The sequence below is a fragment of the Streptomyces sp. NPDC001135 genome (genome assembly GCF_053598395.1).
In genome coordinates this window covers 189,072-210,964 of the sequence record NZ_JBSFKD010000009.1, presented here as the reverse complement: position 1 = coordinate 210,964, position 21,893 = coordinate 189,072, and the positions used below count along the sequence as shown (strand labels likewise).

Genomic DNA, 21,893 nt, shown 5'->3' with positions numbered 1-21,893 from the left:
AATCTAGAACAAGTTTCAGACTTGATCGTTCAAGAGGCTCTGAATCTACCGGCAGGTAGGGGTGCTGTGAGCAGTGGATCAGGTGATTCACGCCACGGCGCGTCGCCCTGCCATGCTGTCTGATCACGTGCCCCACAGACGCCTTCACCGACTGTCACGGAACGGGACCCATGCCTGCGGACATGCCTGCGGAATCCAAGGCGGGAGCCAGTACGGTCCGGCCCTCGCCGTCCCCGTCGTCTCCGCTCACCGAGCGCCAGGAGGCCCGCCGGCGCCGGATCCTGCACGCGAGCGCCCAGCTGGCCAGCCGGGGCGGTTTCGACGCCGTGCAGATGCGTGAGGTCGCCGAGTCCTCCCAGGTCGCCCTGGGCACCCTCTACCGCTACTTCCCCTCGAAGGTGCACCTTCTGGTCGCCACCATGCAGGACCAGCTGGAGCACATGCACGGCACGCTGCGCAAGAAGCCGCCGACGGGTGACACGGCCGCCGAGCGGGTGGCGGAGACCCTGATGCGCGCCTTCCGCGCGCTCCAGCGCGAGCCGCACCTGGCCGACGCGATGGTCCGCGCGCTGACCTTCGCCGACCGCAGCGTCTCGCCGGAGGTCGACCAGGTCTCCCGCCAGACCACCCTGATCATCCTGGACGCGATGGGCCTGGAGAACCCGACCCCGGAGCAGCTCTCGGCGGTCCGGGTCATCGAGCACACCTGGCACTCGGCCCTGATCACCTGGCTCTCCGGCCGCGCGTCCATCGCCCAGGTGAAGATCGACATCGAGACGGTGTGCCGCCTGATCGACCTGACGGAGCCGGAGGCCTCCCGCTGAGGTCCGCCGGCGGAACCGGGCAGCGGCCCGTGGCTCCGGCGCCCCCGAGGGGATGGCTTGATCCTTCCGGGAGCTGGAACCCGGACGGCCGGCACATCGTGTACCACCCGGTGAGAACCCTTGACCCGCGGGTTCGGAAACGGGGAACGAGCATTGCTGAACGAGATGGTGTTCCGGAGTGACGATGTGCCGGCGCCGGACCGGTTCGACTACTGGGTCGAGCTGTTGGGCCGTACCCACGCCCCCATGGAGCTGCTCAGCGACCACGCCGACGACTTCCGGGCCTCCCAGCGCGTGCTGGACCTCGGGGCCCTCACGGTGTGGTCCGCCGCGTTCCAGCCGCTGGTCTTCCGGCGCACGCCGAAGCTGATCCGCCAGTCCGACCCCGAGGCGTACCACCTGTCACTCGTCGTACGCGGTACCGGGGCGGGCGTCTGGAGGCACCGGGAAACCCGTTACGAGCCGCACGACCTGTTCATCAACTCCTCCTCCCTGCCGAACGACGTCCACAGCAGCGGAGATCCGGTCACGACGGTGGCGCTGGAGGTTCCCAAGGCCCTGCTGCCACTGCCGCGCGACATGGCCGGCCGGATCGTCGGGGCGCCGGCGTCGAGCCGGGAGGGGATGGGTGCCCTGCTGGCGGGGTTCCTCACCCAGCTGACCGCGGACACGGCCGCCTACCGGCCCGCCGACCGGCCCCGGCTGGGCAGGATCCTGGTCGACCTGGTCGCCGCGCTCTTCGCCCACCTGCTCGAGGCCGACGACAGCCTCCCCCCGGAGACCCACCGGCGCACCCTCACCCTGCGCATCCAGGCGTTCGTCCGGGAGCATCTGCACGACCCGCACCTCACCCCGGCCGCCGTCGCCGCGGCGCACCACATCTCCACCAGCTATCTGCACCGCCTCTTCCGGGACGAAGAGGCCACCGTCGCCGCGTGGATCCGCCGCCTGCGCCTGGAGGCGGCCCGCCGCGACCTCACCGACCCGGCGCTCCACGCCACCCCCATCCACGCCATCGCCGCCCGCTGGGGATTCCCCCGCGCGGCCGACTTCAGCCGCGCCTACCGCGCCGCCTACGGCACCACCCCCCGGGACCACCGGCACCAGGCCCGCCAAGGGCACGAGTGAACTCATCGCCAAGTCGGTCGTGCACCCGGCGCTCACGACGCGGCGACCGCGTCCCGGCATTCTGAAAGGGCGTCCACCGTTCGGCCCGAAGGCCGTCCCGGCCCCGCCGTTCGGCGTCTGTTCGCGCTCCCGCGACCACCTGATACGGGGGACGACCAGCCGTGATCTCCATCCTCACGCGTACCGCCGCCGCGGCGGGCGCCGCACTCGTGACCGCCGCGGTCCTCGCCGCACCCGCAGCCGCCGACTCCGACAGGCCGCTTGCCGCGAGGGCCGCGGCCGGGATTCCCGACGTCACCTTCGGATCCCGCTACGGCGGGTCCGGTGACGGCACCATCCGGGCCAAGGACCTTCCAGACGAAACCCGCTAGGCCCTGATCCAAACGAGAGGGCCTAGTCCTCGGGAGGGAACACCGGCTCCCCGCTCCCGGCGGCCAGCGTGATGACGATCGCCTCCACCGGGCAGCCCTCCGCCGCCTCCAGGATCGGCTCGGCGGCGTCGGTGTCCGCCTCCACCGGGTGGGACTGGCGGGCGGAGTCGAGACGGAAGGCGTGCGGGGCGTGGTGGAGGCACTGGGCCGAGCCGATGCACAGCGACCGGTCGACCTCGACGTGCCAGCGGTCGCCCATGCTCACGCCCCCGCCGGCAGGTGGATCATCTTGTGTTCGTGGTACGCGCCGAAGCCCTCGGGGCCGAACTCCCGGCCCAGCCCGGAGTTCTTGTAGCCGCCGAACGGGCCGAGCATGTCCAGGCTGAAGGTGTTGACCGAGTAGGTGCCGGTGCGGACCTGCCGGGCGATCTCGACGCCGTGCTCGACGTCGGCCGTCCACACGCTGCCGGACAGACCGTACTCGGAGTCGTTCGCGATCTTCACGGCCTCGTGTTCGTCGTCGTACGGCAGCAGGCAGACGACCGGGCCGAAGATCTCCTCGCGGGCGACGCGCATGGCGTTGTCGACGTCGCCGAAGAGGGTCGGTTCGACGTACCAGCCCCGCTCCAGACCCGCCGGCCGGCCGCCGCCGGTGAGGATCTTGGCGCCCTCCTCCTGGCCGATGCGGATGTAGTCGAGGTTCCGGCGCTGCTGCCGCTCGGCGACCAGGGGGCCGACCTGGGTCGCCGGGTCCAGCGGGTCGCCGACCTTCAGGGCGCTCGCGGCCTGGACGAAGGCGTCGGCGAACTCGTCGTAGCGGGCGCGCGGGAGGAGGACGCGGGTCTGGGCCACACAGGCCTGACCGTTGTTCATCCAGGCCGCCGGGACGATCCCCGACACCGCCGCCGCGACGTCCGCGTCCGGCAGGACGACCGCCGCCGACTTTCCGCCCAGTTCCAGCGTGACCCGGGTGAGGTTGCGGGCGGCGACCCCCATCACCCGCCTGCCGGCCGCGACCGAGCCGGTGAAGGAGACCTTGTCGATGCCGGGGTGCCCGACCAGGTACTCGCTGACCTCGCGGTCGGCGGGGAGGATGGAGAGCACCCCCTCGGGCAGACCGGCCTCGTGGGCGATCCCACCGAGCAGATAGGCGTCCAGCGGGGACTCCGGGGACGGCTTGAGCACGACCGTGCAGCCGGCCAGGAGCGCGGGGGCGAGCTTGGCGGCGGCGACGAACTGCGGGACGTTCCACGGGACCACGGCCGCGACCACCCCGACCGGCTCCCGCCGGACGAGGATCGGGCCGAGGGCACCGTCCCTGCGCTCCTCGTACGTGTAGTCCCGCGCGACCCTGATCGCCGCGTCCCACACCATCATCGCGCCGAGCGCCTGGGCGAGGACGCTCCAGGAGTACGGCGAGCCGTTCTGCGCGGAGATCACCCGGGCGATCTCCTCGTGCCGGGCGGCGACGGCGTCCTTGATCCGGGTGACGACCTCGATCCGCTCCTCGAGCGTCAGCCGCGGCCACGGCCCCTCGTCGAAGGCGCGGCGCGCGACGGCCACGGCCCGGTCCACGTCCTGCCGTGAGGCGTGCGGCACCCGGCCGATGACCTCCTCGGTGTGCGGCGAGACCACCTCGATGACGTCCTTGCCCAGCGGGTCGGTCAACTTCCCGCCGATGAACAGCTGTCCGTGTTCCACGAGCTCGGTCATGGCCTGCCGCCTCCCGCCGCACCGCACGTTTCTGACGCTGTTTCAGAACTGATATCAGTTCTAGTTACCATGGGCAATGGCCGTGGGCCGGAGGGGCGGAGGGCTGATGGTGCAGACGTTCGAGCACGGCGGGGGCGTACGGTCCGTGGCGGTTCCCATCCCGGACAACCCCCTCGGGCACACGCTGGTGTACGTCGTGGACACCGACGGCGGCCCGGTGCTGGTCGACACCGGGTGGGACGACCCGGGGTCCTGGGACACGCTGGCGGAGGGGCTGCGCGCCTGCGGCACCTCGGCCGGCGAGATCCACGGTGTGGTGATCACCCACCACCACCCCGACCACCACGGCCTGTCCGGCCGGGTGCGCGAGGCCTCGGGCGCGTGGGTGGCGATGCACGCCGCCGACACCGCGGTCGTACGGCGCACCCGGGAGGCCCGGCCCGAGCGCTGGTTCGCGTACATGAGCGACAAACTCGCGGCGGCCGGCGCCCCGGAGGACCACCTCGCGCCGCTGCGCGCCCCCAGGGTCCCCCGGACCCCGCCCGGCCTCTCCCCCGCCCTGCCGGACCGGGAGATCGTCCCCGGCGAACTCCTCGACCTGCCCGGCCGCAGGATGCGCGCGATCTGGACGCCGGGCCACACCCCCGGCCACGTCTGTCTGCACCTGGAGGAGCAGCACCCCTCCCGGCTACCGGGCAGCGGACGGCTGTTCAGCGGCGACCATCTGCTGCCCGGGATCACCCCGCACATCGGCCTGTACGAGGACCCCGACGACGCGACCGAGACCGATCCCCTCGGCGACTACCTGGACTCCCTGGAGCGGATCGGCCGGCTCGCCCCCGCCGAGGTCCTGCCCGCGCACCAGCACACCTTCACCGACGCGCCCGGCCGGGTACGGGAGTTGCTCGGCCACCACGAGGAGCGCCTGTCCGGCCTGCTCGCCCTGCTCGCCGAGCCGCTCACCCCGTGGCAGGTCGCCGAGCGCATGGAGTGGAACCGCCCCTGGGCCGAGATCCCCTACGGCTCCCGGAACATCGCCGTCTCCGAGGCCGAGTCCCATCTGCGCCGCCTGGTGAAGCAGGGTCGCGCGGAGCCGGTGGCGGGGAGCGAGCCGGTGGCCTACGTCGCGGTGCCGTCCGGTGACTGGCCTCGCGGGGTGACCCACCTCGCGGGGTGATCCGGTCGCGCCCCGTGGGGCGTCCCTGTTACACAGGCCTCCATGGACCCCTTGCGCACTCTCGTCGCACAGCACGCCTGCGAGCGCCTGGTCATCGACTTCGTGCACCGGCTCGACCTCGGCGAACCGTCCTCCGTGGCCGAGCTGTTCACCGAGGACGGCAGCTGGGAGTGGCCCCCGCCGGGGGACGGGCGCCGGATCGAGGGCCGGGAGGCGCTGCGGGCGTACTTCGGCTCCCGGCCCGCCGGCCGGCTCTCGCGCCGGCTGATGTCCAACGTCCTGGTCACGGTGACCGGCCGGACCACGGCCACCGCCGTGTCGTACTTCTCGACGTACCGCGTCGACGGATACGCGGGCGGCATGGTCCCCGCCGGACCGCCCGTCCAGGTGGGGCACTACGAGGACACCTTCCGCCGGGCCGACGGCAGGTGGCTGATCGCCTCCCGCACACTGCGCCTGCCCTTCGCCGGCGACACCCCGAAGGCCGGCTGAGGGCCCGGCCGAAGGGCGGCGGGGCTCAGCCGGTCCCGCGCTCCCCGGCGATGATCATCTCGGCGAGGTCGGCGAGCGTGGCGAGCTGCCGGGGGTTCATCTGCGGGGCGCGGGCGGCGAGCCGGACGAGACCGCTCTCGCGCAGCCGCACCAGCGGGTCCGCCTCGGCCTCCAGACCCTGCAGCACCGGCCGCAACGCCTCCTGCAGCGCCTCCGGTTCGTCGGCGGTGAAGAAGCCGGCGGGCAGGCCGAAGAAGCGGCGCAGCCGGTCGGTGTGCTGCAGGCCCGGCATCCCGCTCTTGCGCCATTCGCTCAGCCACTGCCGGCTGGTTCCGGCGATCCGCGCCAGCTCGTCCAGCGAGTACCGCTTGCCGTCGGGTCTGCGCCGGGTCTCGCGGATGAAGTCCAGCCGCTGGCGCACCCGCCCGGCCAGACAGGTCTCCGGTGCCCGTCCGCCGGCGAGCAGTTCGACGACGACCCCCACGGGGATGCCCGTGCGATGGGACAGGTCGGCCACGTCGAGGACCTCCGGCAGCCGGCCGGGCCGGCCGGTCAACTCGCCGAGCCGGTCCAGGACAGCGGCCAGCGAGGCGTAGGCGTCACTCACCGAGGTCCCCCCTGGGCGTGTCGTCCGTTCGGCGGCTGGGCTGACGGCGAGGCTACCCGGTCACTCGTTCGCCGACCAGACGCGACAAGGCTTCCTGCCGAAGATGGCAGGAATCGTTGACAGTTGAGGGCGCGACGGGTGAGGATCACGACACAGAGAGCAAGATGCGACCCGCCCGGGTGCCGTCCAGACCCGCCCCGGGTGCCGTCTATGGGGGAGCGGCATCCGGGGTGTTTCTCTGTCCCGCTCCTCCTGTGAAGGTGGTGCGCCGATGCTGCAGCCCGTCCTTCTGCTGGGGGCCGGCCGGGCCGCACACGGCGGGTACCCGCTGGCACGGATCGCCGCCGTACGCCCGGTGGTACTGGTCGACACCTCGGTGCCCGGCTGGGCGCGGCCGTACCTGTCCGGCCATCTCGCGGCCGACCCGGCACGGGAGGCGGAGACCGCCGAGACGGTGGCGCGGTACGCCGCCCGGCACCCGGTCGCCGGCCTGGTGACCTGGGACAGGGCGCACCTGACCGTGGCCGCGCGGACCACCGCTCGGCTCGGCCTGCCGGGCCTGCCGTACGAGACGGCCGCCGTCTGCGCCGATCCACCGGCGTTACGGGCTCTGCTCCTGCGCAACCGGGTGGTGCCGGCGGGTCCGGAGGACGCGGACGGGCCGCTGGTGTCCGCCGAGACCGTCGTCCTGGACGACGAGGTCCGCATCACCGCGCTGACCCGTACGACCTCACTGGGGCACTCCGTCCACGCCCATGACCCCCTGCTGCACAACCGGTTCGTACGGCGGACCGTGGAACGCACGGTGCGGGCACTCGGCCTCGGGCACGCCGTCGCGCACGTCGGCCTGCGGCTGCCCGAGCGCGGACCGAGGGTCACCGGTGTCTCGCCGCATCTTCCCGGCGACCTGATTCCCTGGCTCGTGGAACGGGCGACGGGGGTGGACCTGGTGGGGGCGGCACTGGCGCTCGCGTGCGGGGCGGTGCCCGATGTGACGCCCACGCGGCAGCGGGCGGCGGCGATCCGCTTCGCCGACGGCGCCTGCCGGCGGGCCTCGCGGGAGTACTGGGTCGTCGAGGGCGCGGACGCCCTGGAGTGCGAGCGGGCGCTGGACGCGGCGTAGCGGGGGTTCGGGGAGCTGCCGCACAGCCGCTCCTCAGGGCTCTCGGGGCTCCCGGTAAGGTGGCGGGGTCGTCATCACACCCGTACGGGGGGAAGCCGGTGCATTTCCGGCACTGACCGCAACCATCGGCTTTCCCAGGGATGGTGAGCCGGACTGCCCCGCACGGCACGTTGACCGGCTAGCGTGCGTCGGCCGTCCGCCGCGCACGGCACCGTCGAGGTTGACGGAGCCGAGCCGCCCGGGACCCACCCGCGCATGCCCGGCTCCCCGCAGGGAGAGGCAGTCGCCGACCATGAACGTCCGCCGCAGTGCCGCGGCTCTCGCCGCCGTAGGTGTGCTGGCCGCCGCCGCGCCCGCCACGGCCGCCGGCCCGTCCCCGTCCCCGAAGGTCGCGATCCCGTCCGGGCTCTACGGCACGTCCGACCCGACCTACGACGGCGTGTGGCGCCAGTCGCTGACGCTGATCGCCCAGCGGACCCTCGGCTACCGGCCGGCCGTGCGGGCCGTGGACTGGCTCGCGGGCCAGCAGTGCGCGAGCGGCGCCTTCGCCGCCTTCCGCGCCGCCCCCGCCAAGGCCTGCGACAGCAAGGTCACGGTGGACACCAACAGCACGGCCGCCGCCGTCCAGGCCCTGAAGGCGGCCGGCGGGCACGACGACGCCGTCGGCAAGGCGGTGACCTGGCTGAAGTCCGTGCAGAACAAGGACGGCGGCTGGAGCTACTACCCGGGCGCGGCCAGTGACACCAACTCCACCTCCGTCGTCGTCGGCGCGCTGACCGCGGTCGGCACGGACCCGACGGACGTGAAGAAGTCCGGCAAGTCCCCCTACGACCTGCTGGCCGCCATGTCCCTCCCCTGCGACCAGGACGGCGGCGGCGCCCTCGCCTTCCAACCGGACAAGAAGGGCGGGCTGGCCGCCAACGCCGACGCGACGGCGGCCGGGGTGCTCGGCGCGCTCGGCAAGGGGTTCGTCACGCGGGCCGGCAGGGCGCCCGCGCACGCAGCCTGTGCCCAGGCCGACCACCCCACGCCCGCGCAGGTGGCGGACAACGCCGGCGCCTATCTGGCGGCGGCCGTCGCCAAGACCGGCCACCTGCAGTCCGTGCTCCCCGGCGCCAAGGGCCAGCCGGACTTCGGCAACACGGCGGACACGGTCGTCGCACTCGCCGCGGACGGGCGCGCCGAGCAGGCGAAGGCGTCGTACGCCTGGCTGGAGAAGAACGCCTCCCAGTGGGCGGCGCAGAGCGGTCCGGCGGCCTACGCCCAGCTGATCCTCGCCGCGCACGCGGTCGGCGCACAGCCGGGTGACTTCGGCGGCACGAGCCTGGTCCGGTCCCTCAACGCCCTCGGTCCCGCCCCGCAGATGGCGACCGGGCAGGAGCAGAAGTCGAAGTCCGACGGCGGCTCGGGCCTCGGTGTCTGGTGGTTCGTCGGCGTCTGCCTCGTCGCGGGCATCGGCGTCGGCTTCCTGCTCAGCGGCCGGAAGAAGCAGCAGCTGTGACCGCGGTCCGCCGCGCCGCGAGCCTGCTGGGCGCCGCGCTCGTCCTGCTGGCCGGGACCGGGCAGGCGCACGCCGCCGGCTACCGCTACTGGTCCTTCTGGGAGCGGACGGGCGGACACTGGACGTACGCCACGCAGGGCCCGTCGACCGTCCGCCCCGACGACGGTGCCGTGGAGGGCTTCCGGTTCGCGGTGAGCGCGGACTCGGCGGACGCGAGCCGGCCCCGGGGCGCGGCGGACTTCGGCACGATCTGCGCGGGGACGCCCGCCGCGTCCGGTACGAAGCGGGTGGCCCTGGTCCTCGACTTCGGCACCGCCGCGGACGCGCCGTCCGGGGAGGCACCGCCGGCGCGTCGCACGGCGTGCGCGCGGGTGTCCACCGACGCGACGGCGGCGGACGCGCTGGCGGCCGTCGCGCCACCGCTGCGCTACGACACCAACGCCCTGCTGTGCGCGATCGCCGGGTATCCGGAGAAGGGGTGCGGGGAGCAGGTGGCCTCCGGCCAGAAGGCGGGGGTGAAGAGCGGCGGTTCGGAAAGCGGCCCCTCGCTGGGGCTGCCGATCGGCGCGGGTGTCGTCGCCCTGCTCGCAGGCGCGGCGGTGTGGCAGTCCCGACGGCGGCGGAATGCCTCCGGTTGACGGGGGGCCGTCCGTGGCCGGTCGGGCAGTTCCCCGCGCCCCCGGGGAGCCGCGGCACCGTCGGCGGCACGGCACTGTTCACCCCGGCGCCTGGTGGCTCTGGTCGTTGAGCCTCGGCACGGCCGCCACCCGCACCACCAACCCCCTCCTCCTCGCCCTCCTCATATCCGCCTCCGCCTACGTCGTGGCCACGCACCGCACCCCCACCCCCGTCTCCCACGCCTACACCGCCTTCGCCCGGCTCGGCCTCGCCGTCCTCCTCGTCCGCCTTCTGTTCGCGGTGGCGCTCGGCTCCCCGATCCCCGGCACCCACACCCTCCTCACCCTCCCCGAGGTCCCGCTCCCGCACTGGGCACAGGGGATCCGGCTGGGCGGAGAGGTCACCGCCGAGGCGCTCGTCTTCGCCGCCTACGACGGGCTGAAGCTGGCCACCCTCCTGATCTGCGTCGGCGCGGCGAACGCGCTCGCCAGTCCCACCCGGCTGCTGAAGTCCCTGCCCGGCGCGCTGTACGAGACCGGCGTCGCCGTGGTCGTCGCCCTCACCTTCGCCCCGCACCTCATCGCCGACGTCCGGCGCCTGCGGGCCGCCCGCCGCCTGCGCGGCCGCCCGGACCGGGGCCCGCGGGGTCTGCTGCAGGTCGGACTGCCGGTGCTGGAGGGTGCGTTGGAACGCTCGGTCGCGCTCGCCGCCGCGATGGAGGCCCGCGGCTACGGCCGCGCTGTCGAGGTCCCCGCCCGGGTCCGCCGTACGACGGCCGCGCTCACCCTCGGCGGCCTGCTCGGCGTGTGCGCCGGCACGTACGGGCTGCTCACCGCGGAGGGCGGCACGTACGGCGTCCCGCTGCTCCTCGCCGGTGTCGCCGCCGCGCTCGCGGGTCTGCGGCTCGGCGGCCGGCGTTCCCTGCGTACCCGGTACCGCCCGGACCCGTGGGACGCGCGGGCCTGGCTGGTCGCCGGCTCCGGCGTCGCCGTGGCCGCGCTGCTCACGCTCGCCTCGGCCCGCGACCCGGAGGCCCTGCACCCCGGTGTCGTCCCGCTGACCGCCCCCACCCTGCCCCTGTGGCCCGCCGCGGCGGTCCTCCTCGCCCTGCTCCCCGCCCTCGTACCCCAGACCCCCAAGGAGCCGTCGTGATCCGCTTCGAGGATGTCAGCGTGACGTACGACGGTGCGGCCGAACCCACCGTCCGGCGCGTCGGCTTCGAGGTGCCGGAAGGCGAACTGGTGCTGCTCGTGGGCCCGTCCGGGGTGGGCAAGTCGACCGTGCTCGGCGCGGTGAGCGGTCTGGTGCCGCACTTCACCGGCGGCACTCTGAGCGGCCGTGTCACGGTGGCCGGCCGGGACACCCGCACCCACAAACCGCGCGAACTCGCCGACGTGGTGGGCACGGTGGGGCAGGATCCGCTCGCCCACTTCGTGACCGACACCGTGGAGGACGAACTCGCCTACGGCATGGAGTCGTTGGGGCTCGCCCCGGAGGTGATGCGGCGCCGGGTGGAGGAGACCCTCGACCTGCTGGGCCTCGCCGGACTGCGCGACCGCCCCATCGCCACCCTCTCCGGCGGGCAGCGGCAGCGGGTCGCGATCGGCTCGGTCCTCACCCCGCACCCCCAGGTGCTGGTCCTGGACGAGCCGACCTCGGCACTGGACCCCGCCGCGGCGGAAGAGGTCCTGGCGGTGCTGCAGCGCCTGGTGCACGACCTGGGCACAACGGTCCTGATGGCCGAGCACCGTCTGGAACGCGTGATCCAGTACGCCGACCGCGTCGTCCTGCTGCCCGGCCCCGGCGAAGCGCCGGTCGTCGGCACCCCGGCCGAGGTGATGACCGTGTCCCCCGTGTTCCCGCCGGTGGTGGACCTCGGCCGCCTGGCCGGCTGGTCCCCCCTCCCCCTGACGGTACGGGACGCCCGCCGCAGGGCGGGCGGCCTGAGGGAACGCCTGGCCGCCTCCGCAGCGGGGAATTCCGGTGCGCCGGCGACCGCGGGAGCGTCGGGGCCGGCCGCGCCCCGCCAAGGCGCCGCCCCCACGGGACGCCGCCCCCTGTTCCGCCGCCGTCCCGCCCCCACCGCACCGTCCCCGCGGACACCCATCGCCGAAGTCCACTCCCTGTCCGTCCGCCGCGACCGCACGGACGCCCTCCGGCGCGTCGGCCTCACCGTGGCCCCCGGCGAGACCATCGCCCTGATGGGCCGCAACGGCGCCGGGAAGTCCACCCTGCTCGGTTCCCTCGTCGGACTCGTGACCCCCACCACGGGAACCGTCACCGTCGGCGGGGTCACCCCCCACCGCACCGGCCCCCGCGACCTCCTCCGCCGCGTCGGCCTCGTCCCCCAGGAACCGCGGGACCTCCTCTACGCGGACGCGGTCGCCGACGAGTGCGCGGCGGCCGACCGGGACGCCGGGGCCGAGCCCGGCACCTGTCGAAGCCTGGTCTCCGAGCTGCTGCCGGGGATCACGGACGGCACACACCCCCGCGACCTGTCCGAGGGCCAGTGCCTCACCCTCGCCCTCGCCGTCGTACTGACCGCCCGGCCGCCCCTGCTGCTGCTCGACGAGCCGACGCGCGGCCTGGACTACGCGGCCAAGGCCCGCCTGGTGGGCGTGCTGCGCGCCCTCGCCGCCGAGGGGCACGCGATCGTGCTGGCCACGCATGACGTGGAGCTGGCGGCCGAGATCGCGCACCGGGTGGTGCTGCTGGCCGAGGGCGAGGTGATCGCCGACGGGCCGACGGCGCAGATCGTCGTCTCCTCGCCGTCCTTCGCGCCGCAGGTGACGAAGATCCTGGCACCGCAGCAGTGGCTCACCGTGGCCCAGGTACGGCAGGCCCTCGGATGAGCGCCGCACGGCAGGGTGCCGCACGGCTGCACGCCGTCCGGCTCGGCCCCCGCTCGCTCGTCGCGCTGGCGCTGGTCAGCGCGGTCGGCGTGGTCGCCTTCTGCTGGCCCTTCCTCGCTCCGCCCACCTCGCGGCTGAGCGCCCACGCCCAGGACGCGCCCTGGCTCTTCGCGGGCCTGCTGGTGCTCCTGGTCGCGGTCGTGGCGGCGACGATCTCCGAGTCGGACCTCGGGCCGAAGGCCGTGGCCATGCTGGGCGTGCTGGCCGCGACCGGGGCCGCGCTGCGCCCGATCGGCGCGGGGACGGCCGGGATCGAGCCGATGTTCTTCCTGATGGTGCTCAGCGGGCGGGTCCTGGGCCCCGGCTTCGGCTTCACGCTGGGCTCGGTGACGATGTTCGCGTCCGCCCTGCTCACGGGCGGGGTCGGGCCGTGGCTGCCGTTCCAGATGCTGTCGATGGGCTGGTTCACGATGGGCGCCGGGCTGCTGCCGGGTCCGGTCCGGCTGCGCGGCCGTACGGAACTCGCGCTCCTGTCCTGCTACGGCTTCCTCGCCGCCTTCGCCTACGGCACGGTCATGGATCTGATGGGCTGGCCGTTCATGGGCGCCTCCGCCTCGAACATCTCCTTCGACGCGCACGCCTCCGTCGCCGCCAACCTGGCCCGTTTCGTCGCCTACTGCCTGGCCACCTCGCTCGGCTGGGATCTGGGCCGGGCCGTCTGCACGGTGGCGCTGACCCTCGCCGCCGGGCCGGCCGTGCTGCGCGCGCTGCGCCGGGCCACCCGTCGGGCCGCCTTCGAGACCGCGGTCACATTCGACGAGCACGCTGGGTGAGCCGTCGCATCCGCGTGGTGAGCGGGACGGTGAAGCACCCCACATGACGCAGGTCACCTACGAGGCACGGCCGTAGTCCCGAATGTCCGATACGTCCCTTCGTGCACCCCTTCTGACCTGCGTATTGAGAGCCACGCCACAGAGCGGACGATTCCTGTCGATCCGGCCACAACTAGTAAAAGGGGTCATTGCGGACCGGCTTCGGGCCTGCTTGTCTGGACGACGTCGCCAGGCGCCACGAGCCCTCAGGGCCGCGGCGCCGACGCATGCGGCCACAGTGCGTGGTCCATCCCATGCGGGCGATCCCCTGTCCCCGACGCAAGAGGTTCTCCGTGTCCGTCTCCTTCATCCGCCGCATCGCTTCCCCGAAGAAGGCCCTCACCGTCGCCGCCGTGGCCGCCGCCACCGCCGGTATGGCGCTGTCCGCGGCACCCGCCCAGGCCGCGCCCGCCTCGGCCTCCTCCGCTCAGGCGATCGCGCACAAGATGATCCCGGACGCCGCGCAGTTCAACGCGTTCAGCAAGATCGTCGAGCGGGAGAGCGGTTGGAACCCGACCGCCACCAACAGCTCCTCCGGCGCGTACGGCCTGGTCCAGGCCCTGCCGGCTTCGAAGATGTCCTCGGCCGGCGCCGACTGGAAGACCAACCCGGCCACCCAGATCAAGTGGGGCCTGGACTACATGAACTCGCGCTACGGCAGCCCGGCCAAGGCCTGGAGCTTCTGGCAGGCCAACGGCTGGTACTGAGCCGACACCCAAAGCCCCTGAAGGCGGCGGCCCGATCCCGGGCCGCCGCCTTCGGCGTTCCCCCACCTCCACATGGTCAACTGGAGCGGTGAGCGCAGCGGAGGAGGCGTCGGCGGCCCAGAGGTGCGATCCCGAGGCGCGCGGGGTGCGGCTGGTGATCGTGCTGCTGGTCCTGACCGTGGTCAGCGGCCTGATCGACGCCGTCAGCTATCTGGGCCTGGGCCGGGTCTTCACGGCCAACATGACCGGCAACGTGGTCGTCCTGGGCTTCGCGGCGGCCGGCGCTCCCGGCTTCTCCGTCCCGCACACGGCCACCTCCCTGGCCTGCTTCCTGCTCGGCGCGGTGGCGGGCGGCCGGTTGGCGGCGCACGCCGCAGCCGGCTCCCGGCGCCGGTGGACCCGCCTGACACTGGCCGCGGAAGCGGTCCTGGTCGGCACCTCGGCGGCGGTGGCCTTCGCCTGGCCGGGCGCCACCGGCACCCGTTACGCCCTGATCGCCGTGACGGCGTTCGCGATGGGCCTGCGCAACGCGACCGTCCGCAAACTGGGCGTCGCCGACCTGACCACCACCACCGTCCTGACCATGACCCTGACCGGACTGGCCGCCGATTCCCGCCTCGGCGACGCCACCGCGCACCGCTCGCCGCGCCGCACGGCCGCGGTGGTCGCGATGCTCGCCGGCGCCTGCCTGGGCGCATGGCTGGTCCTCCGTCACGGCCTGGGCATCCCGCTGCTGATCGCGGCCGTGGCGTCGGGCGTGCTGGCGGTGGCGGCGTCCGGCCGGGAGTGAGCCGTACGGAGCGACCGGGAGCCGTACACGGTGGTGGACCTCGGGGGAGGCAGGAACAGGGCGTCGGGACAGGAGTGCTCCTGCCTCCCTCGGGATGGGCCGACCGCCTTGGTCAGCCGGTGGTGACCTGGAGCTCCTTGACGCCGTTGATCCAGGCCGAGCGCAGCCGGCGCGGGGCGTCGGCGAGCCGCAGGCCCGGCATCGCGTCGGCGATGGCGTTGAAGATCAGGTCGATCTCCAGGATCGCGAGGGACTTGCCGAGGCAGTAGTGCGGGCCGCCACCGCCGAAGCCCAGGTGCGGATTGGGGTCGCGGGTGATGTCGAAGGCGTCGGGATCGGCGAAGACCTCGGGGTCGTGGTTGGCGGAGGCGTAGAAGAGCCCGACGCGATCGCCCTCCCTGATCCGGACCCCGCCCAGTTCCGTGTCCTGGGTGGCCGTCCGCTGGAAGGCGTTGACCGGGGTCGCCCAGCGCACGATCTCCTCGGCCGTGGTGGCCGGGCGGTCGCGCTTGAACAGGTCCCACTGGGCAGGGTGGGTGAGGAAGCCGTGCATCCCGTGCGTGATGGCGTTGCGGGTCGTCTCGTTGCCGGCCACCGCCAGCATCAGCACGAAGAAGCCGAACTCGTCGGAGTTCAGGTTGCCCTCGTCCTCCGCCGCGACGAGGGTCGTGACGATGTCCTGGGCCGGGCACCGCTTCCGCTCGGCGGCCATGTTCATCGCGTAGGCGATGATCTCGGCGGCCGACTGCGCGCCGACCTCCTCGGTGATGGCGTACTCGGGGTCGTCGTAGGCGATCATCCTGTTGGACCAGTCGAAGATCTTCGACCGGTCCTCCTGGGGGACGCCGATCAGTTCGGCGATGGCCTGCAGGGGCAGTTCGCAGGCGACCTCGGTGACGAAGTCGAAGGACCCGGAGCGGGCGCGGGCGGCCGAGACGATGGCCTGCGCACGCGCGCGGAGCCGCTGCTCCAGGGCGCGGATGGAACGTGGCGTGAAGCCGCGCTGCACGATCTGCCGCACGCGCGTATGTTCCGGAGGATCCATGTTGAGCAGGATCAGCCGCTGGGCGTCGATCGCGTCGCGCCGGATGCGCTCGTTGAAGCGGATGATCGCGGTGTTGACGGTGGAGGAGAAGAGTTCCGGGTGCGTGGAGACGTATCTGACGTCGGCATGCCGGGTGACGGCCCAGTAGCCGGTGTCGGCGAAGCCTGCGAGGCCGTGCGGCTGCGGGATCCAGCGGACCGGCTCGGTGCGGCGCAGCTCGGCGAACTCGGGCAGGGGCACGCGGTGGTGCAGCAGGTCGGGATCGGTGAAGTCGAACCCGTCGGGCAGCGCGGGGCAGTGCATCGGCGGCTCCCGTCGATCAGTTCTGACGGCCCATCAGCGAACTGCCGTGAACGTAGTAACGGGTTCTACAAGTAGCAAGGGGTGCGGCGTCCTCAATCCACTGCAAGACCCTTGCGGTGACGGACATCACGTCAGCAGACTGCTGAACGGAACTAGAACGCGTACTAGTTCTGGAGGAGAGCCCTCTCGGAGAGGACCCGCACCCATGGCCGCCGAACCCGTGATCGTCGAAGCCGTACGCACCCCCATCGGCAAGCGCGGCGGCGCGCTAGCCAACCTGCACCCCGCCTATCTCCTGGGCGAGACCTACCGGGAACTCATCGGCCGCACCGGCATCCCCGCCGACGCGGTCGAGCAGATCGTCGGCGGCACGGTCACCCACGCCGGCGAACAGTCCATGAACCCCGCGCGCACGGCCTGGCTGACCATGGGGCTCCCGTACGAGACGGCGGCGACGACGGTCGACTGCCAGTGCGGCTCCTCCCAGCAGGCCTCGCACATGGTGGCCAACATGGTCGCGGCCGGCGTGATCGACGTCGGGATCAGCTGCGGGGTCGAGGCGATGAGCCGGGTCCCGCTGGGGTCGGGCTCGAAGCACGGTCCGGGCAAGCCGTTTCCCGACGAGTGGAACGTCGACCTGCCCAACCAGTTCGAGGCGGCCGAACGGATCGCCCGGCACCGGGGCCTGACCCGGGAGAACGTCGACGCGCTGGGCCTGCTCTCGCAGGAGCGGGCGGCGCTGGCCTGGGCGGAGGAACGTTTCAAGCGGGAGACGTTCGCGGTCCAGGTGCCGACGACCGAGGAGGAGCAGTACGCCGGTCAGGGCATGTGGCGGCTGGTCGACAAGGACGAGGGTCTGCGGGACACGTCGTTGGAGGCGCTGGCCGGCCTGAAGCCGGTGATGCCGACGGCGGTCCACACGGCGGGCAACTCGTCGCAGATCTCGGACGGGGCGGCGGCCATCATGTGGGCGTCGAAGCGGATGGCGCGGGCACTGAAGCTGAAGCCGAGGGCACGGATCGTCGCCCAGGCGCTGGTCGGCGCCGACCCGCACTTCCACCTGGACGGCCCGATCGACGCGACGCGCGCGGTGCTGGGCAAGGCGGGGATGTCGTTGAAGGACATCGACCTGGTCGAGATCAACGAGGCGTTCGCGTCGGTTGTGTTGAGCTGGGCCCAGGTCTTCGAACAGGACCTGGACAAGGTCAACGTCAACGGCGGTGCGATCGCCCTGGGTCACCCGGTGGGGGCGACCGGGGCCCGCCTGATCACCACCGCTCTGCACGAACTGGAGCGCGCGGACACGGAGTTCGCGCTGATCACGATGTGCGCGGGCGGTGGGCTGGCCACGGGGACGATCATTCAGCGGTTGTAGAGGCCCAGTTCACGAAGGTGGTGAAGCTGGCGGGATCGAGGGTGAGGACCGGTCCCGCCGGGGTCTTTGAGTCGCGGATGGCGAGGGTGGCGCAGGGGGTGTCGGCGATCTCTACACAATCGCCGCCCTGGTCTCCGCTGTACGACGACTTGCGCCAGGCCAGCGGGCCGAGCGGCGCGCACTCGACGCATTGGCCGCCCTGGTCTCCGCTGTAGCTGGACTTACGCCACTTGCTCCCCATAGCGGTCCTCCATCACCCGTCGGATCAGCCCCGCCGAGTCCTTGATCGAGAGCGCGGCGGCTCGAAGATGATCGTAACGGAGCGAGCAGTCCTTGACGGTGTCCGGATTGGCGGTCGTGTGCCCGCTGCCGTAGGCCTCCGGGTAGACGATGGCCGGGTCGCTGGCGAAGCGGTAGACGTTGAACGAGCCTTGCAGCCCCGCGTGCGCCCCGGCCGAAAACGGCAGTACCTGGATGTTGATCCGGGGGTTGTTCTCGAAGGTCAACAGGTGGGCCAGTTGCCCGCGCATGATCTCCGGCCCACCGATCTCCTGCTTCAGTGCGGCCTCGCTGAGTACCACCCAGAAGACCGGCGGCTCCTCCTTCTCGAAGATGCGCTGGCGGGCCAGCCGCACGGCGGAGCGGTCGTCGAGGTCGCTGTCGTCCAACGCGCCGAGCACCGCACGCACGTACTCCGGGGTCTGCAACAGCCCGTGAATCATGCCCATTTGGAAGGTGCAGATCTCCGCCGCCCGCACCTCCAGCTCAGCCACCTGCTGAAACCAGGCCGGAAGTTGACTTCGCATCACCAGCGGATGCAGCCGCGACAGTAACCCGCCCGTCCCCAGCGCCGCGTCCGACCGCTCGCTGAAGTCCAGCGTCGGCAGCTTCCGTGCCGTCTCCACCTGGCCGACCAGCGACCCCGTGAAGTTGATGATGTCCCCGAGCTGCCGCTGTGTGAGCCCCGCCCCCTCCCGGAACCGGCGCAGCTCGAAGCCGTAGTAGTCGAGCGGTGAGGCGCTCGGGTCGAGGGTGTTGATGTTCACCACGGCAAGTCCCCTCCCGGACCCGTTGTGTTCAACCTGTAGCCCACCGTAGTGATCCGAGGTCAGCCTCGTCCTGTGAACCTCGACATTCCCCACACCCCCCAGTACCGCATGCACCTCACCGTCGGCGAGCACTCGGTCCGCCACATCCGCCGTATCGTCCGCTCGCTGCTCCACGAGTGGGAGCTGACGGACCTGGCGTTCGCCGTGGAGCTGGGCGTCAGCGAGCTGGTCACCAACGTCGTGCGGCACGTACCGGACCGCCGCTGCACCGTACTGCTCGCGCGGCAGACGGCGGGTGTGCGGGCCGAGGTGACCGACGGATTCCCCCGGCTCCCCCGGCCGTCGAGCGAAGTCGGCCATGACTCCGAGTGCGGCCGGGGCCTGGCCCTGCTCGATGCCGTGGTGGACAAGTGGGGCGTGTCAGCGGCCGGGGCCGGAAAGACGGTGTGGTTCGAGTGCGGGGCCGGTTGCCCGTCCGGGGCGCGAGAAGGATCACAGTGAGGGCCCGGAATGCCCCGCCACGAGCGGGCAGATGTACCTGCGTATGCGCCATTTAGCTGCAGCATGCAGCTACTCGCGTACGCGGCGTAAGGTACCGAACGCCGCCTATGGTCACTTTTCGGCCCGTTCTCCGGCAGTGTCGCCGTACGGACCACGCCCCTGTCCCCGTCGAAAGGTAGGCGAGCCCCGTTTTGGCGACCGCCACAGCCGTCTCCCCGTCCCCGTCCGTGAAGACCCGGCGGGCCACCAAGGCCCACGACGTCACCGTCACCGATCCCGCGCTCGTCAGGCGCGCCGTGAAGGCCGCCGCGCTCGGCAACGCCATGGAATGGTTCGACTTCGGTGTCTACAGCTACATCGCGGTCACGCTGGGCAAGGTCTTCTTCCCCTCCGGCAACCCGACCGCGCAGCTGCTGTCGACGTTCGGCGCCTTCGCGGCGGCCTTCCTGGTCCGGCCGCTCGGTGGCATGGTCTTCGGCCCGCTGGGTGACCGCGTGGGCCGCCAGAAGGTCCTCGCCCTCACGATGATCATGATGGCGGTGGGTACGTTCGCGATCGGCCTGATCCCGTCGTACGCGTCGATCGGCGTCGGCGCCCCGCTGCTGCTCCTGGCCGCCCGGCTGGTACAGGGCTTCTCCACGGGCGGTGAGTACGCGGGCGCGTCGACGTTCATCGCCGAGTACGCCCCGGACAAGAAGCGCGGCTTCTTCGGCAGCTGGCTGGAGTTCGGCACGCTCGCCGGTTACATCGGCGGCGCGGGCCTGGTCACCGTGATGACCGCCCTGCTGTCCTCCGAGGACCTGCTGTCCTGGGGCTGGCGGATCCCGTTCCTGATCGCCGGTCCGATGGGCATCGTCGGCCTGTACCTGCGGATGCGGCTGGAGGAGACCCCCGCGTTCGCCGCCGAGGTCGAGAAGGCGGAGGCCGCCCGGCCGAAGGTGCCGCTGCGCGAGATGGTGGCGGGCCAGTGGAAGGCGCTGCTGCTGTGCATGGGCCTGGTGCTGGTCTTCAACGTCACCGACTACATGCTGCTGTCGTACATGCCGAGCTACCTCACGAGTGAGCTGAAGTACGACGAGACGCACGGGCTGCTGGTCGTGCTGGGCGTGATGGCCCTGATGATGATCGTCCAGCCGTTCGCGGGCGCGCTGACCGACCGGGTCGGCCGCCGCCCGGTGATCGCCGCGGGCTGTGCGGGCTTCCTGTTCCTGTCCGTCCCGGCCGTGCTGCTGATCCGCCAGGGCAGCCTCCTCGCCGTCGGACTGGGCATGGGCGCGCTGGGGCTGCTGCTGGTCTGCTTCACGGCGGCCATGCCGGCCGCGCTGCCCGCTCTCTTCCCGACGCGGGTGCGGTACGGGTCCCTGTCCATCGGGTTCAACGTGTCCGTGTCCCTGTTCGGCGGGACGACCCCGCTGGTCGTGACCGCGCTGATCGGGGCGACGGGGAACCTGATGATGCCCGCCTACTACATGATGGCCGCGGCTGTCGTGGGTGGTTTCGCGGTGTGGCGGATGTCCGAGTGCGCGGGGCGGCCGTTGCCCGGTTCGGCGCCGTCGGTGGAGCAGCGGTAGGCGCCGCAGGGGTGCGGGTGGGCTTCCGGGTACGGCCCCGCGCCCCTTCAGGACGCCGCCCGGTGCCGGAACCGTTGACACCCCGGTGCCGTCTGTTGCCCTGTGAAACAAGCCCGCGCCCGTATGGTCACCCTGGTTCTCGCGCTCCTCGGCATTCAGTTGAGCTGGCTCATCGCTCCGGCCTACGCCTGCGGGTGCGGAGCGATGGTGCCGGACCCGTCGGCCCGGATATCCGTCGCCGACGAGCAGTCCGTACTGCGCTGGGACGGCCGCCAGGAGCAGATCGTGATGCGGCTGACGGTGAACGGCGACGCGCGGCACGCCGCCTGGATCATGCCCGTCCCGCACCGCGCCGGCGTCCGCCTCGGCGACCCCGCCCTCTTCGACCAGCTGGCCGAGGCCATCCAGCCGGTCCACCGCACGCGGTACCACTTCTGGCCGCAGAACGGCGACTGGCCCTTCGACGGTCGCGGCCTCAACGGCGACGGCGCGGCCAAGCCCGGCGGCGCCGTCGGCGTGGTCGACCGGCAGCGGCTCGGCCCCTTCGACGTGGCACGGCTGACCGCCACCGACCCGGCCGCCCTCGGCGACTGGCTGCACACCCACGGCTTCTCGCTGCCCGCCCGCCTGAAGCGGGCCCTGCAGCCGTACGTCGACCGGCACTGGGAGTACGTGGCCGTCCGGCTCGCCCCGGACACGGCCGGCACCGCACTGCACGGCGCACTCGACCCGATCCACCTCACCTTCGCCGCCGACGCCCCGGTCTACCCGATGCGGCTGTCCCGCCTGGCGAACCGCCCGCAGTCCCTCGGTCTGTACGTCCTCGCCGCGCACCGCATGCGGACACGCTCGGCGATCGGCGGGCTCCAGCCCAGCGTGGTCTTCGCGGGACGCCTGCGCCCGCACGGCGGCAGCAGCCTGGGCCGGCTGGCCGCCGGGACGCCGTATCTGACGGCGCTCACCCAGTGGTTCCCCGAGCCCGACCGCATCTTCGCCGACCACGAGCTGCGCCGGGCCGCCGCCGACACCCCGGTCCAGCAGGTGGTCTACGACGACCGGCTGCGCGAGGTCGCCGGGATCCCGGCCTGGCTGCTCACGGTCGGCGGCGTTCTGCTGCTGGCCGGCTCCGCCGTCGCCCTGGTCGTCGTACGGCGCTCACGGCGGCCGGTGATTCCGCCGCCGCCCGTACAGCCTCCGCCGCCGCTCACCCCGTAGGCGCCCGTCGGCTGAGACGATGCGGGGGGGAAGGGCAGACACTCGGGAAAGGCAGCAGG

General features: G+C 72.6%; 23 protein-coding genes. 17 read left to right on the top strand and 6 right to left on the bottom strand.

What is annotated here, in order from left to right; translation table 11 throughout:
- The first annotated feature begins 182 nt into the window (after positions 1-182).
- The 3 genes from ACWC94_RS14520 to ACWC94_RS14510 all read left to right on the top strand — a co-directional run bounded on the left by ACWC94_RS14520 (position 183) and on the right by ACWC94_RS14510 (position 2,323).
- Positions 183-824 carry a TetR family transcriptional regulator gene (locus ACWC94_RS14520; protein WP_450796864.1) on the top strand — a complete coding sequence of 214 codons (642 nt, stop codon included), beginning with the start codon at positions 183-185 and terminating at the stop codon, positions 822-824.
- Between the two features lie 153 nt (positions 825-977).
- Complete coding sequence (locus ACWC94_RS14515; RefSeq protein ID WP_450796863.1) at positions 978-1,952, top strand: AraC-like ligand-binding domain-containing protein; 975 nt, start codon at positions 978-980, stop codon at positions 1,950-1,952.
- A 161-nt stretch (positions 1,953-2,113) separates the two neighbouring features.
- Positions 2,114-2,323, top strand: a complete 210-nt coding sequence (locus ACWC94_RS14510; RefSeq protein ID WP_450796862.1) for a hypothetical protein — start codon at positions 2,114-2,116, stop codon at positions 2,321-2,323.
- A 22-nt stretch (positions 2,324-2,345) separates the two neighbouring features.
- Here ACWC94_RS14510 and ACWC94_RS14505 read toward each other — a convergent pair whose 3' ends face one another.
- The gene (locus ACWC94_RS14505) at positions 2,346-2,582 is read right to left on the bottom strand and encodes a ferredoxin (protein ID WP_450796899.1); all 237 of its coding nucleotides are present in this window, start codon (positions 2,580-2,582) and stop codon (positions 2,346-2,348) included.
- A gap of 2 nt (positions 2,583-2,584) precedes the next feature.
- Positions 2,585-4,036: an aldehyde dehydrogenase gene (locus ACWC94_RS14500; protein ID WP_450796861.1), complete on the bottom strand. Its 1,452-nt coding sequence runs from the start codon at positions 4,034-4,036 to the stop codon at positions 2,585-2,587.
- A gap of 106 nt (positions 4,037-4,142) precedes the next feature.
- Here ACWC94_RS14500 and ACWC94_RS14495 point away from each other — a divergent pair, with 106 nt between their 5' ends.
- Positions 4,143-5,213, top strand: a complete 1,071-nt coding sequence (locus ACWC94_RS14495; protein WP_450796860.1) for an MBL fold metallo-hydrolase — start codon at positions 4,143-4,145, stop codon at positions 5,211-5,213.
- A gap of 42 nt (positions 5,214-5,255) precedes the next feature.
- On the top strand, positions 5,256-5,705 hold the full coding sequence (locus ACWC94_RS14490; protein ID WP_450796859.1) for a nuclear transport factor 2 family protein: 450 nt from the start codon (positions 5,256-5,258) through the stop codon (positions 5,703-5,705).
- 25 nt (positions 5,706-5,730) lie between these two features.
- Here ACWC94_RS14490 and ACWC94_RS14485 read toward each other — a convergent pair whose 3' ends face one another.
- Complete coding sequence (locus ACWC94_RS14485; RefSeq protein WP_450796858.1) at positions 5,731-6,312, bottom strand: XRE family transcriptional regulator; 582 nt, start codon at positions 6,310-6,312, stop codon at positions 5,731-5,733.
- Positions 6,313-6,583: 271 nt separating this feature from the next.
- Between ACWC94_RS14485 and ACWC94_RS14480 the strand changes: the two genes are divergently transcribed.
- From ACWC94_RS14480 to ACWC94_RS14445, 8 genes are all read left to right on the top strand, one after another.
- Entirely contained in the window at positions 6,584-7,435 is an 852-nt protein-coding gene (locus ACWC94_RS14480) for a hypothetical protein (protein ID WP_450796857.1), read from the top strand.
- Positions 7,436-7,727: 292 nt separating this feature from the next.
- A complete protein-coding gene (locus ACWC94_RS14475) occupies positions 7,728-8,936 on the top strand; it encodes a prenyltransferase/squalene oxidase repeat-containing protein (RefSeq protein ID WP_450796856.1) in 1,209 nt (402 codons plus the stop codon).
- On the top strand, positions 8,933-9,574 hold the full coding sequence (locus tag ACWC94_RS14470) for an SCO2322 family protein (RefSeq protein ID WP_450796855.1): 642 nt from the start codon (positions 8,933-8,935) through the stop codon (positions 9,572-9,574). Before ACWC94_RS14475 ends, ACWC94_RS14470 begins: the two co-directional genes overlap by 4 nt.
- Positions 9,561-10,706: a CbiQ family ECF transporter T component gene (locus ACWC94_RS14465; RefSeq protein WP_450796854.1), complete on the top strand. Its 1,146-nt coding sequence runs from the start codon at positions 9,561-9,563 to the stop codon at positions 10,704-10,706. Before ACWC94_RS14470 ends, ACWC94_RS14465 begins: the two co-directional genes overlap by 14 nt.
- A complete protein-coding gene (locus ACWC94_RS14460) occupies positions 10,703-12,406 on the top strand; it encodes an ABC transporter ATP-binding protein (RefSeq protein WP_450796853.1) in 1,704 nt (567 codons plus the stop codon). Before ACWC94_RS14465 ends, ACWC94_RS14460 begins: the two co-directional genes overlap by 4 nt.
- On the top strand, positions 12,403-13,239 hold the full coding sequence (locus ACWC94_RS14455) for an ECF transporter S component (RefSeq protein WP_450796852.1): 837 nt from the start codon (positions 12,403-12,405) through the stop codon (positions 13,237-13,239). Before ACWC94_RS14460 ends, ACWC94_RS14455 begins: the two co-directional genes overlap by 4 nt.
- A gap of 332 nt (positions 13,240-13,571) precedes the next feature.
- Positions 13,572-13,985 carry an aggregation-promoting factor C-terminal-like domain-containing protein gene (locus ACWC94_RS14450; protein ID WP_450796851.1) on the top strand — a complete coding sequence of 138 codons (414 nt, stop codon included), beginning with the start codon at positions 13,572-13,574 and terminating at the stop codon, positions 13,983-13,985.
- Between the two features lie 88 nt (positions 13,986-14,073).
- Positions 14,074-14,775, top strand: a complete 702-nt coding sequence (locus tag ACWC94_RS14445) for a YoaK family protein (protein ID WP_450796850.1) — start codon at positions 14,074-14,076, stop codon at positions 14,773-14,775.
- A 112-nt stretch (positions 14,776-14,887) separates the two neighbouring features.
- On the opposite strand, the gene ACWC94_RS14440 is transcribed toward ACWC94_RS14445, so the two are convergent.
- Positions 14,888-16,123, bottom strand: coding sequence for a cytochrome P450 (locus ACWC94_RS14440; RefSeq protein WP_450796849.1), 1,236 nt, complete (start codon positions 16,121-16,123; stop codon positions 14,888-14,890).
- Positions 16,124-16,328: 205 nt separating this feature from the next.
- Between ACWC94_RS14440 and ACWC94_RS14435 the strand changes: the two genes are divergently transcribed.
- Positions 16,329-17,498 carry a steroid 3-ketoacyl-CoA thiolase gene (locus ACWC94_RS14435; RefSeq protein ID WP_450796848.1) on the top strand — a complete coding sequence of 390 codons (1,170 nt, stop codon included), beginning with the start codon at positions 16,329-16,331 and terminating at the stop codon, positions 17,496-17,498.
- On the opposite strand, the gene ACWC94_RS14430 is transcribed toward ACWC94_RS14435, so the two are convergent.
- Positions 17,482-17,739 carry a DUF397 domain-containing protein gene (locus tag ACWC94_RS14430; RefSeq protein WP_450796847.1) on the bottom strand — a complete coding sequence of 86 codons (258 nt, stop codon included), beginning with the start codon at positions 17,737-17,739 and terminating at the stop codon, positions 17,482-17,484. The genes ACWC94_RS14435 and ACWC94_RS14430 overlap by 17 nt on opposite strands.
- Positions 17,720-18,547, bottom strand: coding sequence for a helix-turn-helix domain-containing protein (locus tag ACWC94_RS14425; RefSeq protein ID WP_450796846.1), 828 nt, complete (start codon positions 18,545-18,547; stop codon positions 17,720-17,722). The genes ACWC94_RS14430 and ACWC94_RS14425 overlap by 20 nt, the downstream gene beginning before the upstream one ends.
- Positions 18,548-18,655: 108 nt before the next feature.
- Here ACWC94_RS14425 and ACWC94_RS14420 point away from each other — a divergent pair, with 108 nt between their 5' ends.
- The 3 genes from ACWC94_RS14420 (at position 18,656) to ACWC94_RS14410 (ending at position 21,834) form a co-directional block, all read left to right on the top strand.
- Entirely contained in the window at positions 18,656-19,048 is a 393-nt protein-coding gene (locus tag ACWC94_RS14420; RefSeq protein WP_450796898.1) for an ATP-binding protein, read from the top strand.
- Between the two features lie 191 nt (positions 19,049-19,239).
- Entirely contained in the window at positions 19,240-20,619 is a 1,380-nt protein-coding gene (proP, locus tag ACWC94_RS14415) for a glycine betaine/L-proline transporter ProP (RefSeq protein ID WP_450796845.1), read from the top strand.
- A gap of 123 nt (positions 20,620-20,742) precedes the next feature.
- Entirely contained in the window at positions 20,743-21,834 is a 1,092-nt protein-coding gene (locus ACWC94_RS14410) for a DUF2330 domain-containing protein (protein WP_450796844.1), read from the top strand.
- Positions 21,835-21,893: the final 59 nt, after the last annotated feature.

What these genes read in the sequence shown, in the direction of transcription:
- ACWC94_RS14520 (WP_450796864.1), top strand. Translation starts at nt 183, where the DNA reads ATGCCTGCGGAATCCAAGGCGGGAGCCAGTACGGTCCGGCCCTCGCCG.
- ACWC94_RS14505 (WP_450796899.1), bottom strand. Translation starts at nt 2,582, where the DNA reads ATGGGCGACCGCTGGCACGTCGAGGTCGACCGGTCGCTGTGCATCGGC.
- ACWC94_RS14500 (WP_450796861.1), bottom strand. Translation starts at nt 4,036, where the DNA reads ATGACCGAGCTCGTGGAACACGGACAGCTGTTCATCGGCGGGAAGTTG.
- ACWC94_RS14495 (WP_450796860.1), top strand. Translation starts at nt 4,143, where the DNA reads ATGGTGCAGACGTTCGAGCACGGCGGGGGCGTACGGTCCGTGGCGGTT.
- ACWC94_RS14490 (WP_450796859.1), top strand. Translation starts at nt 5,256, where the DNA reads ATGGACCCCTTGCGCACTCTCGTCGCACAGCACGCCTGCGAGCGCCTG.
- ACWC94_RS14480 (WP_450796857.1), top strand. Translation starts at nt 6,584, where the DNA reads ATGCTGCAGCCCGTCCTTCTGCTGGGGGCCGGCCGGGCCGCACACGGC.
- ACWC94_RS14475 (WP_450796856.1), top strand. Translation starts at nt 7,728, where the DNA reads ATGAACGTCCGCCGCAGTGCCGCGGCTCTCGCCGCCGTAGGTGTGCTG.
- ACWC94_RS14465 (WP_450796854.1), top strand. Translation starts at nt 9,561, where the DNA reads ATGCCTCCGGTTGACGGGGGGCCGTCCGTGGCCGGTCGGGCAGTTCCC.
- ACWC94_RS14455 (WP_450796852.1), top strand. Translation starts at nt 12,403, where the DNA reads ATGAGCGCCGCACGGCAGGGTGCCGCACGGCTGCACGCCGTCCGGCTC.
- ACWC94_RS14440 (WP_450796849.1), bottom strand. Translation starts at nt 16,123, where the DNA reads ATGCACTGCCCCGCGCTGCCCGACGGGTTCGACTTCACCGATCCCGAC.
- ACWC94_RS14435 (WP_450796848.1), top strand. Translation starts at nt 16,329, where the DNA reads ATGGCCGCCGAACCCGTGATCGTCGAAGCCGTACGCACCCCCATCGGC.
- ACWC94_RS14430 (WP_450796847.1), bottom strand. Translation starts at nt 17,739, where the DNA reads ATGGGGAGCAAGTGGCGTAAGTCCAGCTACAGCGGAGACCAGGGCGGC.
- ACWC94_RS14420 (WP_450796898.1), top strand. Translation starts at nt 18,656, where the DNA reads ATGCACCTCACCGTCGGCGAGCACTCGGTCCGCCACATCCGCCGTATC.
- ACWC94_RS14410 (WP_450796844.1), top strand. Translation starts at nt 20,743, where the DNA reads ATGGTCACCCTGGTTCTCGCGCTCCTCGGCATTCAGTTGAGCTGGCTC.